The organism is Cognataquiflexum nitidum (assembly GCF_022538055.1).
Taxonomy (GTDB): Bacteria; Bacteroidota; Bacteroidia; order Cytophagales; family Cyclobacteriaceae; genus Cognataquiflexum; species Cognataquiflexum nitidum.
In genome coordinates, this window is record NZ_JAKZAM010000006.1 from 66,133 (window position 1) to 82,305 (window position 16,173).

12 protein-coding genes are annotated in these 16,173 nt (G+C 41.7%); 4 read left to right on the top strand and 8 right to left on the bottom strand.

Going from position 1 to position 16,173, the window contains the following annotated elements:
* Positions 1–164 precede the first annotated feature (164 nt).
* The gene (locus MMU07_RS05595; protein ID WP_241124857.1) at positions 165–1,913 is read right to left on the bottom strand and encodes a chloride channel protein; all 1,749 of its coding nucleotides are present in this window, start codon (positions 1,911–1,913) and stop codon (positions 165–167) included.
* 70 nt (positions 1,914–1,983) lie between these two features.
* Positions 1,984–2,868 (bottom strand): M28 family peptidase, encoded by an 885-nt coding sequence (locus tag MMU07_RS05600; RefSeq protein ID WP_241124858.1) that lies wholly within the window; start codon positions 2,866–2,868, stop codon positions 1,984–1,986.
* A gap of 97 nt (positions 2,869–2,965) precedes the next feature.
* Here MMU07_RS05600 and MMU07_RS05605 point away from each other — a divergent pair, with 97 nt between their 5' ends.
* Positions 2,966–3,955: an NTPase gene (locus MMU07_RS05605; RefSeq protein WP_241124859.1), complete on the top strand. Its 990-nt coding sequence runs from the start codon at positions 2,966–2,968 to the stop codon at positions 3,953–3,955.
* A 429-nt stretch (positions 3,956–4,384) separates the two neighbouring features.
* Here the strand turns inward: MMU07_RS05605 and yjjX are convergent, their stop codons facing one another.
* A complete protein-coding gene (yjjX, locus tag MMU07_RS05610; RefSeq protein ID WP_241124975.1) occupies positions 4,385–4,954 on the bottom strand; it encodes an inosine/xanthosine triphosphatase in 570 nt (189 codons plus the stop codon).
* A 64-nt stretch (positions 4,955–5,018) separates the two neighbouring features.
* Positions 5,019–5,726, bottom strand: a complete 708-nt coding sequence (locus MMU07_RS05615) for a YebC/PmpR family DNA-binding transcriptional regulator (protein ID WP_241124860.1) — start codon at positions 5,724–5,726, stop codon at positions 5,019–5,021.
* Positions 5,727–5,879: 153 nt separating this feature from the next.
* Here MMU07_RS05615 and MMU07_RS05620 point away from each other — a divergent pair, with 153 nt between their 5' ends.
* Positions 5,880–7,223 (top strand): NAD(P)/FAD-dependent oxidoreductase, encoded by a 1,344-nt coding sequence (locus MMU07_RS05620; RefSeq protein WP_241124861.1) that lies wholly within the window; start codon positions 5,880–5,882, stop codon positions 7,221–7,223.
* 36 nt (positions 7,224–7,259) lie between these two features.
* On the top strand, positions 7,260–8,156 hold the full coding sequence (locus MMU07_RS05625) for a hypothetical protein (RefSeq protein WP_241124862.1): 897 nt from the start codon (positions 7,260–7,262) through the stop codon (positions 8,154–8,156).
* A gap of 9 nt (positions 8,157–8,165) precedes the next feature.
* Here MMU07_RS05625 and MMU07_RS05630 read toward each other — a convergent pair whose 3' ends face one another.
* A complete protein-coding gene (locus MMU07_RS05630) occupies positions 8,166–8,606 on the bottom strand; it encodes a gamma-glutamylcyclotransferase family protein (RefSeq protein ID WP_241124863.1) in 441 nt (146 codons plus the stop codon).
* A 169-nt stretch (positions 8,607–8,775) separates the two neighbouring features.
* On the opposite strand from MMU07_RS05630, the gene MMU07_RS05635 reads away from it, so the two are divergent.
* Entirely contained in the window at positions 8,776–9,237 is a 462-nt protein-coding gene (locus MMU07_RS05635) for a DUF4890 domain-containing protein (protein ID WP_241124864.1), read from the top strand.
* A gap of 72 nt (positions 9,238–9,309) precedes the next feature.
* Here the strand turns inward: MMU07_RS05635 and MMU07_RS05640 are convergent, their stop codons facing one another.
* From MMU07_RS05640 to gltB, 3 genes are all read right to left on the bottom strand, one after another.
* Positions 9,310–9,792 carry a hypothetical protein gene (locus MMU07_RS05640; protein WP_241124865.1) on the bottom strand — a complete coding sequence of 161 codons (483 nt, stop codon included), beginning with the start codon at positions 9,790–9,792 and terminating at the stop codon, positions 9,310–9,312.
* 245 nt (positions 9,793–10,037) lie between these two features.
* Positions 10,038–11,510 (bottom strand): glutamate synthase subunit beta, encoded by a 1,473-nt coding sequence (locus tag MMU07_RS05645; RefSeq protein ID WP_241124866.1) that lies wholly within the window; start codon positions 11,508–11,510, stop codon positions 10,038–10,040.
* Position 11,511: 1 nt separating this feature from the next.
* Positions 11,512–16,002, bottom strand: coding sequence for a glutamate synthase large subunit (gltB, locus tag MMU07_RS05650; RefSeq protein WP_241124867.1), 4,491 nt, complete (start codon positions 16,000–16,002; stop codon positions 11,512–11,514).
* Positions 16,003–16,173: the final 171 nt, after the last annotated feature.

Below are 16,173 nucleotides of genomic sequence, written 5' to 3' on the forward strand. Positions count from 1 at the left end.
ACACAGGTCAAAAAATAGGGCATAAAATATTGATTTTCAATCATTTAACTCACTTCACTTTTATGTGATTTTGTGGATAATTAACTGTAAATGAGAATTTTATAAAATCATTGTATTTTTTTGGGTTGTTTATATCGAAGAAGAGCGAAAGAAGGTCGAAGCAATTAATCCTGATTTTGTCGGATCAATTTCTTTCTATAGGCGTGAAAAATTCGGGCTTTGGAGATAAAACCCATGTATTTGCCTGACTCTGTCACAGGAAGGTTCCAGGCACCTGACTTTTCGAACTTATCCATTACATTTTGCATATTTTCGTTACTGTTTATCACTTCCGGGGGAGAATGCATCAGTTGCTTGATTTTCAGTGTTTTCTGACTTTGTGAGTCAAACATAAGCTCTCTGATATCGTCCAAAGTGACTATTCCATTCAGGTCACCATCTGCATTCACTACCGGAAAAATGTTTCTCCTCGAAAGTTTTACCAGTTCGCAAAGGTCACCAAGACTTGCTTCAGGCGAAACAGGTAGCAGGTCAGTCTCCATTATTTTTTTGATGTCCATGAGTTCGAGCACTTCTTCATCTTTGGTGGCCGGGAGGAAAGTACCTTTGGCTATCAGTTGTTTTTTGTAAAGTGAATCCTTGTCAAAATAGGTAGTAGTGACATAAGAAATGGACGAAACAAGCATCAGTGGTATCAAAAGCTCGTAGCCACCTGTCAACTCTGCGATCAAAAATATGGCTGACAGTGGGGAATGCTGCACCCCACTCATCACCGCACACATGCCGACCAATGTAAATGAAGCCAAAGGAAGTTCAATTGGAAGGTTAAGAAGGTTGGCAGAATAAGCGAACAGAAAACCAGCAATTCCTCCTACAAACAATGAAGGAGCAAAAATACCTCCACTTCCCCCGGTACCGATTGTGATGGCTGAGGCAATGGGTTTGATTAAAATAATCATTGATAAAAACAGAATAATAAAATAAGGATTATCAATTTCTGAGAAAAAAGGGCTCTTTGAGAGGATGTTATTGGGTTGACCGGATACCAGGTGGTTGAGGGTGTCATATCCTTCCCCATAAATAGGAGGGAAAATAAAAAGAATCAGCCCCAAAAATGCGCCGCCATAGAGGAGTTTTAAAAAAGGTTCATCGAATTTATCCAAAAATCCCTCTGTACTTAGGATGGTTCTACTAAAGTAAAGCGATACAAAACCGGTAAAAACTGCCAAGCCAAAGTAATAGGGCACATGGGAAGCCACAAATTCTTCGGATATCGAAAAGTTGAACATACTCTCATTGCCTTGTAAAAGAATTGAGGTCAGGGCTCCGGTAACCGAAGCTATCAATAGTGGAATAAAACTACCGATACTTACTTCCATAAGGATTACCTCGATGGCGAAAATGACTGCTCCGATTGGTGCACCGAAGATGGCTGATATGGCTCCAGCCGCTCCACAGCCTATCAAAAGGGTTCTTTTTTTAGCATTAAGGTGCATCAGTACACCTATGTTTGATCCGATTGCTGAACCTGTTACGACAATAGGCGCTTCCAATCCTACGGAACCTCCAAATCCAACTGTCAGTGCGGAAGTAATCACCCGACTGTACATTTTGACTCTAGGGATTAAACTTCCTTTTTTAGAAATGATGTACAGGATATCCGGAATTCCATGTCCACCCTTGTCTTTGAGGACGTAGGTGCCTATAAGGTAAGCAAAAGAAATTCCGATGATAGGATAGATGATATAGAAAAAATTGGCGTATTCCTCATAAAAGCTGTTGGTGAGAAATTCCTGAATAGCATGCACAGAACTTTTTAAAATCACAGCCGCAACTCCCGAAACAATGCCTATTACTCCGCTTACTAATAATACAAAGTTTTTTGTACTGAGGTGGCGGAGCCTCCAAATCAAGAATCGTGTTATGTAGTCTGTTTTGGCCAATTCTATTTATCGAAGTTCATTTGAAGATATTCATTTCATTCTAATCATTATTAAGGTCCCGGTCAAAGGCAATTACAATATCCAAAATCAGTTCAACGGCACCAATATAAAATTCGGGCTGAATCCGGTCAAATGTATCGGTCTCCTTATGGTAATCATCATGGTCTTCTACACCAAAATAAATGAAAGGGATTCCCTTCCTGTGAAATTGGGAATGGTCAGAGGCATAGGTCCAATCGGCTTTTTCGCCGGGGACATCATGCCCAAACAATAATTTTGGAAACCGGCCTTCCGCGACTTTTTCTATGGTTGGTTTAAGTTGAGGATAATGGTAAGTTCCCACGGCATATATTTCACCATCAATGTTTCTGCTGATCATGTCCATGTTTATATTCAGGACAGCCTGATCAATTGGAAAAGGGAAATCATTTACCAAAGCTTTTGCTCCCTGATGACCCATTTCTTCAGCATCCAAAGCAACAAATAACATCGAGTGATTGGGTCGGTTTTTGGAAAAGTACTCCGCTATGGCCAAAACACCACCTGTTCCTGAAGCATTGTCATCTGCACCATTAAAAATCTTTTCTCCGTCTCTTCCTATATGGTCATAATGCGCCATTACCACGATCAACTTGTCGGTTTCTTTTCCCCCGATAAAGCCGACTATATTGGCAGCTTTTTCATATAATTTGCCCTCTCGGCTGTTATTGAAATCAAAATATTGGGTATAATCCTGGTACTGGGATTTGATACCTAATGCCTTAAACCTATCTTGAATGTATTTTCTGGCTTTTAAATTTCCCTCTGAAAGTGGTTTCCTTCCACCCAATTCATCAGAAGAAAGGTACTCAATATCTTTGAGCAACTTATTTTGGTCGATTTTTTGTGCCAATACCGCCGATGGGGCTGCAAGAAAAATTAGCATTAAAAATTTCAATAAATTAAGCATATGTCTTTTTAAATTGGTCCGTTATGTATATTCGTAAAAATAGTAAGATATAATCGCTCGAATCTTAACACCTATGAAATATCTTTTTGCCTTGCTGATGGTTTTGGCTTTCTTAAGACCAAGTATGGCTCAGAACTCCCTACCTGAGACTTTTTTGGACGGAAAATCTGTTGTACTCATTTCAAACTCCCCTCAGGCAAGGCCTCCGATATCTTGGACTGAACTTGCCCATGCCATACACGGTGCCTTGGTATCGGCAGGTGGCGACCCGGTGGCTTATTATGAATTGGAAGATGTGGCCATTTCGGAAGAGGTGCAGGCAGGCTTTGCCGCGATGTTTTCCAAAAGAATGGTCGCTTCTGTTGTGATCTTAACCAGAAAAGCAAACGGTGGTACTGTTTTGAACATTGGGCCCTTTACCAATAACAAAAACATGATCCCCACTGAGGGGATGTGGGGTATGGATGCTTCAGGGATAGATCAGATGAAAGAATCTTTGTCAGCAATCGGTCAGACCGTCAAATCTAAAAACCTGATGGTATTAGAAGTACCGGAGTTTCCTTCCGGAGCCAATGCGACTGCTTCTGCAGCCCAAAGGTATCTAAACAGAAATCCACTCAACCTTGATGTATTCAAGCTTGGAATCCCACTTTCGGGAGCTGCCGGTGAGAGTGGCTACCTGAATACATTTAGATATGACCTTTTGGGAAAATCAGAGGAAAGCATACTTGCAGAGCAGAATGAAGAAAGAAATGGGCTGCAGGCGATTTTCACGCAGTCATATCCCCACCAAGTAGAGTTCCTAAGTAGTCCAAAGTCTGATGCTGATCTGATCAAAGAGAGGGTTCAATTTGTCCTGATGAGGGTGGAGGCCCGAGAGGCCGACTTAATGCAGAATATGGGCTTGAATACAGATAATCTCCAAGATGGTAACAGAATAGTAGTAAAATATTATATCCGCTTCTTGGTCCGCAACGAATTATATATCGGTCCGGTATGGGATGCAGACCCTGATTGGAAGGTATCATTGGGAAATTTTCTGAATAACCTGAAAATAAAATGAGCCCTTGGAAGGGCTCTTTAAAAATTACAGTTGACTGTAGTGGGGACCAAACACTCTCTGCTATTTATCTGTAAGACTTGAAATTCTTCTGTAAGAAAGTATTCAAGCTTTTATTTTTTTATGTGTATCCGCTTTCTTGCACGTAGCCAAACAATAATTTGTTGGAGAAGCCACTAAACACCCAGTGGACTTTCGCATGTGGACGAGTAGCTGCATTCGATACCACCTCCTATTGCCCAACGTCCCACATTGCGGATACTCATGTGTTTTTTTTAAACTTGGTATCTTAAATAGTACTATACCGAATTGTTTTGCTTTTCTATAAACCCTGACAATACCTATGGGCAGATAAGAGAAACAATTATTTAAAGATAATCATAACCATTTTTTAAATCCAATTGAAAAAATCTATCAGATATTTAGTAAACCTTAGTATATATCTTCTTTTACAAAAGGTATCAAAGCCAAAATAACAGCCTGTTGGTAATAATTTTTCCTGTCAAGCGCTCCTTTAGTCAATATACCAACTGCGCCATCATTTTCCTTGGAATTCTCCCTGTTGAAAAAAGCATCATCAGCTGCACCAAGTTCCATCCCACCATCTACCAAGTCAGCAATTGCTTTTGGGAGAAAGAACAGGGAAGTTTTGGCTTTGCCTATTTTTCCATTTTTATCCAAGACCACAACCCATGCAAAAGCCGCCATTTCTCCCTGGAATTTTTCCACGCCACCTTCAATACCCACCCAATAATCTGCCTCTGGAAATACTGCTTTGGAATTTTTTGCCCGATTCAATGCCCCTTTGTAGGTTTGCTCATCACCCACAGGCTGTGCATCCACATCAGAGCTTACATTCAAACCTTCTACAAGGTAGGTTCCTTCAAATACCTGATGAAAACCCCCATTTGTACAACTGATCTTTACCGGATTTCTACTTCCTACGATTACTAAATTTTGTCTTTGTTGCTCTTGGATATTCTTTCTTTTTGGAAAACTCATTTGTCCGGTCATGGATGATCAGCTATAAGGATTAAATAATGTGAAAAGTAAGTTTTTGATTGGTTTAAGCGACATTGGTAAATACTTGGTTGACATCATCGTCCTCTTCAAGCCTCTCTATCAATTTGTTGATATCTTCTTCCTGTTCTTCGGTAAGGTCAACGGTCGTGGAAGGAAACCATTGAAAATCAGCATTGATCACTTCTATATGCATATCTTCAAGGGCCTTTTGCATTTTCCCAAAATCTTCGAATTCGGTGTAAGCAAAAATCTCACCTTCATTTTCGGCGATTTCTTCAAGACCATGGTCGATCAGTTCTAGTTCCAACTCTTCTATATCAAAGCTTTTTGCGGCAAAACGAAAAACTGCCTTTTTGGTAAACATAAAACTTACCGATCCTGAAGTCCCTAGAGATCCACCGGATTTGGTAAAATAACTTCTTATATTGGCTACTGTTCTATTTATATTATCTGTAGAGGTTTCGATGATTACAGCTACGCCGTAAGGACCATAACCTTCGTAGACGATTTCCTCGTAGTTTTTTTCGTCTTTATTAGATGCCCTTTTGATAGCTGCTTCTATCCTGTCTTTGGGCATCGAAGCACCTTTCGCGTTTTGTATTACAGTTCTTAGCTTCGTGTTATTGCTTGGGTCTGGTCCGCCTGCTTTGACGGCCATGACGATTTCTTTTCCAAGGCGGGTAAATACCTTGGACATCTGACTCCAACGCTTAAATTTTCTTTCTTTCCTGAATTCAAATGCTCTTCCCATTATTAATCTATTTTTAAAAGGTGGGTAAAATTAATAAATCTTTTTAAAGTGCCTAAAACAAAGAAAACCAATGCTAACAAATCTTCTTGGAACGGTAATTCTAAGTCAAAATTATATAGATTTACTGATATTTTGAATCCAATAACTTTTATCATGAGCCAATCTGAAAACCTTCCCATTCCCAATATCCCCCAACCAAAACATAAAAGGATTGTAATCGTCGGAGCTGGATTTGCGGGATTGAAAATTGCGCAAAAACTCGCCCACACTGATTATCAAGTGGTGCTGTTGGACAAGAACAATTACCATCAGTTTCAGCCTCTACTATACCAGGTAGCTACCGCAGCACTTTCTCCAAGTGCAGTTTCTTTTCCTCTGAGAAGGATTTTTCACAAAATTGATAATGTTGTCTTCAGAATGTCAGTGGTCCGGGAAATTGACAAAACCAATAAAACTGTACAAACCAATTTGGGTACGCTTCAGTACGACATTCTGATCCTGTCCCAAGGTGCTAATACCAATTATTTTGGAAACCAAAACATCCAAAAATTCTGTGCACCGATGAAGTCCACCTCTGAGGCATTATATATTAGGAACAAGATCATCTCCAATTATGAACGTGCAGTCAACATCGCTGATGTGGAAGAACGCAAGCCTATCATGAACGTAGTCATTGTTGGAGGTGGAGCTACAGGTGTAGAATTGGCAGGTTCTATCGCCGAATTGAGAAATAAGGTGCTGCCCAAAGATTACCCGCAACTCAGCTTCAAGAATATGCGGGTGATTTTGATTGAGGCAAGCGGATCATTATTAAATGGCCTTACACCCAAATCACGGGACAAAGCATTAGAGTATGTCAAGAAATTGGGCGTAGAGGTTTTACTCAATACAATGGTCGAAGATTACGACGGATTCATAGTGAAGCTGAAAGGTCAGGAACCTATCAAAACGCTTACTTTATTATGGGCTGCGGGGATCAAAGCCAACACGCTAATTGGTGTCGAGGATGACCAAAAGTCCCCAAATGGAAGGCTGTTGGTAGATGAGTTTAACAAATTGGTAAGGGAACAGGACATCTACGTAGTAGGTGACCAATGTGTCCAAAAAGAAGAGGCCTTTCCAAATGGCCATCCCCAAGTAGCCCAAGTGGCCATCCAACAAGCTGCAAATCTTGCCAAAAACCTGAAAAATGAACTGAAAAATAAACCATGGAATCCTTTTAAATACAATGACCTTGGATCAATGGCCACAATTGGAAAAAAAATGGCAGTGGTGGATTTGCCTTTTGTAAGTTTTCAAGGCTCCTTCGCTTGGTTAGTTTGGCTTTTTGTCCACTTGATGGCCATTTTGGGAGTAAAAAACAAGCTCATGGTTTTTCTGACCTGGTCTTGGAAGTACCTTTCGTTTGATCCAAGCCTGCGGCTTTTGATACGCCCTAGATATATCAAGGATTTTAAAAGACAGTGGATGCTTGAGGAGAAAGATTATGAGGATTGATAAATAATTATATTTGGTCTTTTAAAGCCTTGATTTATGAGAAATGCCATTTCCTTTATCATAATAATGATTGCCATCACCTTTTGCTATCCGTCGTGGGGACAATCATCCAAAAAAAGAATTCAGCCCGGAAAAATGTATAATTCCCTAGATACGCTATACGCACCGAGTTATGGTTTTAGTACTCAGGTTCCTATGGGTTGGGTCGGAACCTTGCCCCGGGAAAGTGAGGTTTTTCTATTGACCACAGGCAACGGTGGATTTGGTGAGATGTATGTCTTTGGAAGAACAGCGACCGACCTTCAGCAACTTTCAGAGATTTGGAAACAAGGGGTGGATGTGACCGAAAAGTTGAGATTGAAAGCAATAGATCCTAAAGTTTCAGGACAAATTCTGCAGTCCGAAGTAGTAGCAGATGGAGATTATGTGCAAAGAAAATCCAGGGCTTTTGCTGCAACTAAATGCGGCAATCAGGGAACATGCATCACGGTTTTAGCGGTAGGAACCGAGGAGTCTTTTTCAAATGTATCCAATGCAGCTTTGGAATTTTTACAGAAAGGGACCTTTGAACTTCCTTCTTTGGAGTCTCCTTATGAGAATTTTGACTGGAAAGAATTCCTTTCAAATAAACTCATGATCACTTATGATGAAGTATTGGGAGGTGCTAGACAAACCCAAATCAACCTTTGCCAGGACGGGACCTTTTCTGCCAACGTCAAAAAAAGGGGAATCATGAGAAATACCAATCCTGAATACAAAAACAGGATGTCCGGCACTTGGACCGTAGTGGGGGATGGACCTGAAGCCACTCTGAATTTGACATTCAACAAGAGAGGATTGAGTCCCTTGACTGTTCCGTTGATTTTACAGGATGAGCAACTCTATGTCGGCGATGAGAGGTATTATGCAAGTGAAGCCACAGGATGTAATTAATAAACAAAATCAGATTTTTCCCACTCTATTGATGACCTGTGCGAGATAGGAATCTGGAATACCGGATTCTTTGCCCCCCTTCAAAATCAATTTCCAATATTCTTCTTTTGGGAAAATTCCTTCCTGAGTATTTTTGGATATAAAAACAAAAGCATTGACTTTTCCATCTTTGGTAAACACCTCTTTTTCTTCCAAATCGTATCCAGGTTCGGAAGTCAAAAAATATTCCATATCATGATTTCGAATTTTGAAAATTAGCCCATACACGGATTCATTTTCACTTGGTACTATGTTGGCCCTTGCAGAACCATCCTGATTGGGATGGTTGAACCGAAAACCATGATGGCGCAATACGCCGATTCCGATTTTTACTGGTCTAGTTTGTAGCCTACCTTCTAAGGTACTTGTATCCAAATTGCTCGCATATCCGAAATAATAAAAACTGTCCATTTCCCAATTTAAGATTTGTTAACAGTATTTTCCAAAAGAAAGATTAAACCAACTAGCGCGGTCTAAGTCTAATCTTCAAATTCACAGCTTAGAGTTCCAATGATTTGCCCGGGAAATCAAAGATTCTAAGATGTTCCTTTCAAAAAAAATCTAAAAACAAAATAAAGAGATGAAAAAGCTATTGATGATTGCCGCAATATTTACCATGACATTTGCAGGTGCATTTGCGCAAAGAGGACAAGGAGGTTCAAAAGGAGGGCAACAGAGGGAATCACTGACTGCCGAACAAAGAGCAGAGAAAATGACGACAAGGATGACCGAAGAGCTGGGTCTTTCTGAAGATCAAAAACAAAAGATCTATAAGATCAACCTGGAGAATGCCCAAAAAAGAGAAGCCCAAAGAGCAGCCATGGAAGAAGATAGAAAGGCCAAAAGAACAGAAATGCAGACCCAGAACCAAGCTCAGAATAAACAGATTGAGGCTATTTTGACTCCTGAACAAAAAACCAAATGGGAGGAAGTCAAAAAAGAAAACCGAAAGGAAATTCAAGAACGTAGTGGAAACGGAAGAGGTCATCGAGGAGGCAGAGGTTCTTCGGGAGGAAGAGCCGGCTCCGGAAACAATATTTAAAACAGATTGATTGGGTTTATTTATAACGAAAAAGCAGGCTTTTGGCCTGCTTTTTTTTTAAACTCTTAATTTCTACTTCCGGAAGTAGGTGATTGGACCGGTGCACAATTCGTTGGGTGCGCATGGCCCAAAATCCAACACCAATTGTGATCTCCTATCCTGCATGGATATTGTTATTTCTGTTTCCCTGTTCCAGTCTGATCCAACAAGATTATCCAAAGAAGTATGCCAAATCGTACTTCCTTCAGGGAGAGTTAAAAATTCCGTTTCTTGAAGAAAAAGCTTATTCCCTGCCATTGAGTACGTCCCGCTAATAAGAGAATTGATTCCAGTATCATCATTCGAATCCTGTTGACGTGCCGTTGCCCTATTTTCAAATGTTCCATCTTCATTGAATACATAAGTATCGACAAAAAATAATTGTGATTCTGCTTGGTACCTACTCAATTCCCAGATACCCTGCAGATCTTCCTGAGTAAAATCCTTGTCATCAAAATTACAGGACAGAGTTAGGAAAAAGATGGGTGCAAAAATGAGGCTTTGGAAAATTTTCATGGAATGAGGTTTTTATGGAGACGAAACTTGGAATAGAAATGTCCTAAATAGCAGTATTTTTTAGTTGGAAACGACTTAAAAAAGATGTATCGCCATACTGAAAGTAAAGGAATAAGAACAGAAAAGCCAAAAAGAGCAGGCCACCGACCTGCTCTTTCTGATTAGATTGCTAAAAAATTATAACAATCACAAACTAAACTTATTATCACGCTTACTCTTATTTTAGGCTTATTGCTTCATTAGGTTTAATTGTGGATATGTTGTTCGACCTCGTAATATCCTTCGTCTTTTCTTGGTAGTGCAGAATTGCCCTGAAGGAATTCATCGACTTTGACCGCCGCTTCCCTACCTTCAGATATCGCCCATACGACCAGAGATTGACCTCTTCGCATATCCCCGGCAAGGAATACTTTCTTATTTGTACTTTGGTATTCCTTTGATATTGGAAGTGTGTTGTCCATGGTCTGTACTCCAAATGCCTCGAGCAGGCCATTCTGTGCCGGACCTGCATAGCCGATCGCGATGAAGGCTAGGTCACAAGGCACTGTACGGGTGGTTCCGGGAACTTCTACAAACTGCATCCTGCCGTTTTGTTCTTTCCATTCCAGATCTACCAATACCAACCCAGTGACTTCCCCCTTGTCATTGCCTACAAATTCCTTTGTCAATACAGAGAATACCCGATCTGCACCTTCCTCATGAGAACTTGAGGTCTTCAAAGTCATAGGCCATTCCGGCCAAGGATTGAGTACAGTTCTTTGCTTGGGAGGTTTGGGCAGCAATTCCAATTGGGTAATGCTCGAAGCGCCATGTCTGTTGGAGGTGCCGATGCAGTCACTTCCGGTATCACCGCCTCCGATGACAAGGACATGCTTTCCTTCGGCTGAAATCGGATTTGATTGAATTTCACCTGCGATGACCTGATTTTGTTTACCAAGAAATTCCATCGCAAAATGGACTCCCTTCAGGTCGGATCCTTTGATTTTAAGTTCACGGGGCTGTTGTGCCCCTGTGGAAAGTACGACTGCATCAAAATTTCGCAGGATATTTTCGGCTTTGATATTGAAACCAACTTCGGTCCCTGTACTGAAAATCACCCCTTCTTTTTCCATTATTTCCACCCTACGGTCAATGACCCATTTCTCGAGTTTGAAATCAGGAATTCCATACCGTAGCAATCCACCGACTTTTTTGTCCTTTTCGAAAAGAGTAACCTCATGTCCAGCCTGATTGAGTTGGTCAGCGGCTGCCAATCCCGCTGGTCCGGAACCTATCACTGCTACTTTAAATCCTGTTTTTAAAGTTGGCATCTTTGGCCTGACAAAGCCAAGTTCATAAGCTTTTTCTGCAATATTTTTTTCTATGAGTTCAATGGCCACCGGATCTTTATTGATCCCAAGTACACAAGAACCCTCACAAGGTGCAGGGCAGATTCGACCGGTAAACTCCGGGAAGTTGTTGGTGCTTCTCAATATCTGAAAAGCTTCTTCCCATTCATTTCTGAAGACAGCATCATTGAAATCCGGAATAATATTGCCCAATGGACATCCCTGATGGCAGAATGGCACACCACAGTCCATACATCTTGCGGCCTGATGATTGAGTTTTTCTCCCTCAAAGGGCTTGTAGATTTCCTTATAGTCGTGAATCCTTTCTTCTGGGTTTCTGGATTCCGGAAGTTCTCTCTTGAATAATATAAATCCCTCTTTAGCTCCCATCTTACACCAATGTTGTTGATTTTTCCAATGCTCTTTTTCTCAAAACTTCTTTGTAATCCCTCGGAATCACCTTGATAAAACGTCCCCTGTATTCATCCCAATTGCTGAGGTATTCAGCAGCCAATTGGCTATTGGTAAATGAAACATGTTGGTTGAGCTGTCCTCTGATAGTTACAAAATCGTCCTCATTCAACGGATCCAGATCTACCATTTCTTGATTGATCAGGTGGATATAATCCTTGAGGATGTAAGCAATACCACCGCTCATTCCTGCACCAAAGTTTCTGCCGATCTCCCCGAGGTTGATCACAAGCCCTCCGGTCATATATTCACAGCCATGGTCTCCGATCCCTTCGATCACAGCCTGTACCCCTGAGTTTCTTACACAGAACCTTTCCCCTCCTTTTCCATTGATATAGGCTTCACCGGAGGTAGCACCGTAAAATGCCACATTTCCGATAATGATGTTTTCATGGGCTAGGAAGTTGGCATTACGGCTAGGATACACAATCAATTTTCCTCCAGAAAGACCTTTTCCGAAGTAATCATTGGATTCTCCTTCTAGTTCAAAAGTCACGCCCTTAGTCAGAAAACCTCCGAAAGTCTGTCCTGCTGATCCTGAGAAATTAAAATGGATGGTATCTTCCGGCAGACCGGGACTACCATAAATTTTTGAAATCTCGTTGGACAGCATTGCACCGACAGTCCTGTCAATGTTGTGGATCTTGAAGGTTCCTATAACAGGGCTTGCCTGTTCCAAAGCGGGAATTGCAGCTTCAATCAGCTGTCTATCCAAAACATTTTTGAGGTCAAATTCCTGATCAATTTGCTTGTGGATCCCTACATGGTCAGGTACCTCAACTTTGTGGAAGATAGGACTCAAATCTATTTTATCCCATTTCCAATGGTTCATGTGACCGGTGGCTTTCAGGACATCACTTTGTCCGACCATCTCTGATATGGTACTAAATCCGAGCGAAGCCATGATTTCTCTAAGGTCCTGTGCCAAAAACATGAAGTAATTGACGACATGGTCAGGATCTCCTGTAAAGAGTTTTCTCAGTTCGGGGTCTTGTGTTGCTACACCGACAGGGCAGGTGTTTAGATGGCACTTTCGCATCATGATGCAGCCTTCCACTACCAATGCGCCTGTAGAAATACCCCATTCTTCAGCCCCTAACAAGGTCGCAATGGCTATATCCCTTCCTGTTCTCAATTGTCCGTCGGTCTGTAATACCACACGGCTACGTAAATTATTTTTGACTAAAGTCTGATGTGCTTCGGACAATCCAAGTTCCCAAGGCAATCCGGCATGACGGATAGAACTCAAAGGAGAGGCGCCTGTGCCTCCATCTGCGCCTGAAATCAGAATCACATCCGACATGGCTTTGGCAACTCCTGCAGCAACGGTTCCGACACCAGCTTGCGAAACAAGCTTGACATTGATCCGTGCTTTTCTGTTTGCATTTTTAAGGTCAAATATCAACTGAGCCAAATCCTCGATGGAATAAATATCATGGTGCGGAGGTGGCGAAATCAAGCCAACCCCAGGAGTGGAGTGTCTTACCCTTCCGATCCATTCATCAACTTTATGTCCTGGGAGCTGACCGCCTTCTCCCGGTTTTGCACCTTGGGCCATTTTGATCTGAAGCTCGGCGGCATTGGTCAGGTAATTGCTTGTGACGCCAAACCTTCCGGATGCCACCTGCTTGATGGCGGACCTTTCCCAATCTCCGTTTTCTTTTTTCTCAAATCGGATTTCATCCTCTCCACCTTCCCCGCTGTTGCTTTTGGCACCGATCCTGTTCATGGCGATAGCCAAAGTAGAATGGGCTTCATGTGAAATAGACCCAAATGACATTGCACCCGTGGCAAAACGCTTCAGGATGGATTCAACAGGCTCCACTTCATCTATAGGTATGGAGATTCTCTTTTTAAATTCAAATAGTCCCCTAAGCGTCAATGCATCCTTGGTCTGCTCATTGATTTTCTGGGCAAATTTCTTGTACATCCCATAATCATTCAGCTTGGTTGACTTTTGTAACAGGTGGATAGTTTCAGGATTGAACATGTGCTTTTCACCCCTTCTCTTCCACTGGTACACACCCCCTGTTTCTAAAATCGGGCTTTCGGTTTCATAGGCGGCATGGTGACGGATCAGCACTTCTTCAGCCAATTCATCAAATGAAATCCCAGAAATCCTACTTACTGTTCCTTTAAAGCACCTGTCTATAACTTCAGGTCCAAGTCCGATGGCTTCAAAGATCTGTGAGCCTTGATAAGATTGTAAAGTACTGATTCCCATTTTGGAAAGAACTTTCAAAAGCCCGCTTCCGACCGCTTTTTGGAAATTATAGAAGAGCTGATTCTGTGGGATATCTTTGGCGAAGGCCCCTTTTTCATTTAAGTGAATGAGGGATTCCAAAGCCAGGTAAGGATTGATGGCCGAAGCCCCATATCCGATCACTGTTGCAAAGTGGTGTGTTTCTCGGATGTCCCCTGCTTCCACCACAAGACCTGCACGGGTCCTCAATTTCTTTTTCACCAAGTGGTGATGGACTGCACCGATTGCAAGAAGAGTAGGTATTGGTGCCTTGGAGGCTGTACTGTTTCTGTCAGATATAATGATAATATTCTTGCCTGCATAGATGGCGCCTTCTGCTTCTTTGCATATGTGGTTTAAGGCCTCAAGCAACCTGCCCGGCTGGTGATCAGTTTCAAAATGCGCATATAATGTCACTGTTCGGTATCCCTGATCTTCCAGATGTTTGATCTTTTCCAGGTCTTCGTTGAGTAGGACAGGTTGGGAAATGTGGATTTGCCTTGTATGACGTGGACTTTCGGCCAGGATATTGTGGCTTTCTCCGATTCTTGTAAACAATGACATGACCAATCTCTCCCTGATAGGATCGATTGGCGGATTACTGACTTGGGCAAACAACTGCTTGAAGTAATTGGATATATGTTGGCTTTGTTTTGAAAGCACAGCCAGAGGAGTATCTGCTCCCATCGAACCTACAGCTTCATAGCCGGATTCACCCATGGGAGATAAGATTACTTTCAATTCTTCAGAAGTGTAACCGAATATAGTTTGGCGTTTTTTGATTTCTTCAGTAGTGTAAGGATGCTCTAATTTTTCCGGATCAGGCATCATTCTGAGCTTCAGACGCTCCTCTCTGACCCAAGCCTCATAGGGTTTGTTGTCGCAGACGGAGGATTTGATTTCATCATCAAAAGAAATTTTTCCTTTTTCCAGATCTGCCCAAAGCATTCTTCCGGGACTGATTCGTCCTTTTTCCTTGATGGTCGCTTCTCGGATGGGCAGAGCGCCTGCCTCAGAAGATAGAATCAACCTGTCATCCGTGGTAATGAAATACCGGAGAGGCCTAAGCCCGTTTCTGTCCAAGGTCGCTCCAAGGGATTTGCCATCTGTAAACAACAGCGCTGCGGGACCATCCCAAGGCTCCATAAGTGAGGCATGGAATTTATAGAATGCCTTGCGGTCTTTGTCCATCATCTGATTGTCCTGCCAAGCTTCCGGAACCATCATCATCATCACATGGGGAAGGGTTCGGCCACTTAAGGTCAGCAACTCCACCATGGCATCTAGATTGGCGCTATCCGAATTTTTCTTGTTGGTGATCGGCATTAGCTTTGAAAGCTCGTCATCGGTGAAGAAAATCGAGCGCATCAATGTCTCCTTGGACTTCATTTTATTGAGGTTACCGCGGATGGTATTGATTTCACCGTTATGCGAAAGGTATCGGAATGGCTGTGCCAATCGCCAATTTGGGAAAGTATTGGTCGAAAACCTGGAATGGACGATGGCCAATCCGGAGGTGATATTTTTATTTTGAAGGTCTTTATAAAAAGGCAGCACCTGATCGGTTCTTAGCTGACCTTTATAAATCAATGTAAATGCAGAAAAGCTCGCAAAATAAAAGGCAGAGTTGACACCGGGAATAGCTAAGTTGATGGTACTGGAGGAATAATTTCTCAAAACATACAGTTTCCTTTCCAACTCTAGGCCACTGAGTCCGTTTTTGTGTGTGACAAAAACCATCTCAATATTGGGCATGACATCCAAAGCTCCCGAACCAGGTACAGTTTCATCTACAGGGACATTTCTGTACCCGATCAGGTTGAAGCCCAATTCATCTATGATTTGGTTAAGCTGTTCTTTTGATTTTTTGTAGAGCTGCCTGTTTTTAGGAAAAAAAGTCATTCCCACGCCATAGCTTCCCTGTTCGGGCAATTGAAAACCTGCTCTAGCTGTTACTTCTCTGAGAAAGGAATGGGGTATTTGTATTAAAATACCTGCGCCATCTCCTGTTTTTGGATCACTACCCCTGCCTCCTCTATGTTCCATATTGCTAAGCATAAAGAGCGCATCGCTGATTGTCTCATGGCTTTTGACTCCATTGACATTCACTACCGCTCCAATACCGCAGGAATCATGTTCAAATTCCTCATGATAAAGTCCATTATTCATTATAATCAGGTTTAATAGGTTTTAATAAATAGTTGCGAATATTACAAAAAAATTTGTGTTTTTTAAAATAGAAGCAATGAAACGGGCTTATAAATACATAGTTTGTACTTAAATAGAGTAAAGTTTACATATTACAAAAATTATAATTTGGTAAAAAATTAAATTATATTT

Excerpts from the sequence above, each read along its gene's own strand:
- MMU07_RS05600 (WP_241124858.1), bottom strand. The coding sequence starts at position 2,868 with ATGCTAATTTTTCTTGCAGCCCCATCGGCGGTATTGGCACAAAAAATC.
- MMU07_RS05605 (WP_241124859.1), top strand. The coding sequence starts at position 2,966 with ATGAAATATCTTTTTGCCTTGCTGATGGTTTTGGCTTTCTTAAGACCA.
- yjjX (WP_241124975.1), bottom strand. The coding sequence starts at position 4,954 with ATGAGTTTTCCAAAAAGAAAGAATATCCAAGAGCAACAAAGACAAAAT.
- MMU07_RS05615 (WP_241124860.1), bottom strand. The coding sequence starts at position 5,726 with ATGGGAAGAGCATTTGAATTCAGGAAAGAAAGAAAATTTAAGCGTTGG.
- MMU07_RS05620 (WP_241124861.1), top strand. The coding sequence starts at position 5,880 with ATGAGCCAATCTGAAAACCTTCCCATTCCCAATATCCCCCAACCAAAA.
- MMU07_RS05625 (WP_241124862.1), top strand. The coding sequence starts at position 7,260 with ATGAGAAATGCCATTTCCTTTATCATAATAATGATTGCCATCACCTTT.
- MMU07_RS05630 (WP_241124863.1), bottom strand. The coding sequence starts at position 8,606 with ATGGACAGTTTTTATTATTTCGGATATGCGAGCAATTTGGATACAAGT.
- MMU07_RS05635 (WP_241124864.1), top strand. The coding sequence starts at position 8,776 with ATGAAAAAGCTATTGATGATTGCCGCAATATTTACCATGACATTTGCA.
- MMU07_RS05640 (WP_241124865.1), bottom strand. The coding sequence starts at position 9,792 with ATGAAAATTTTCCAAAGCCTCATTTTTGCACCCATCTTTTTCCTAACT.
- MMU07_RS05645 (WP_241124866.1), bottom strand. The coding sequence starts at position 11,510 with ATGGGAGCTAAAGAGGGATTTATATTATTCAAGAGAGAACTTCCGGAA.
- gltB (WP_241124867.1), bottom strand. The coding sequence starts at position 16,002 with ATGAATAATGGACTTTATCATGAGGAATTTGAACATGATTCCTGCGGT.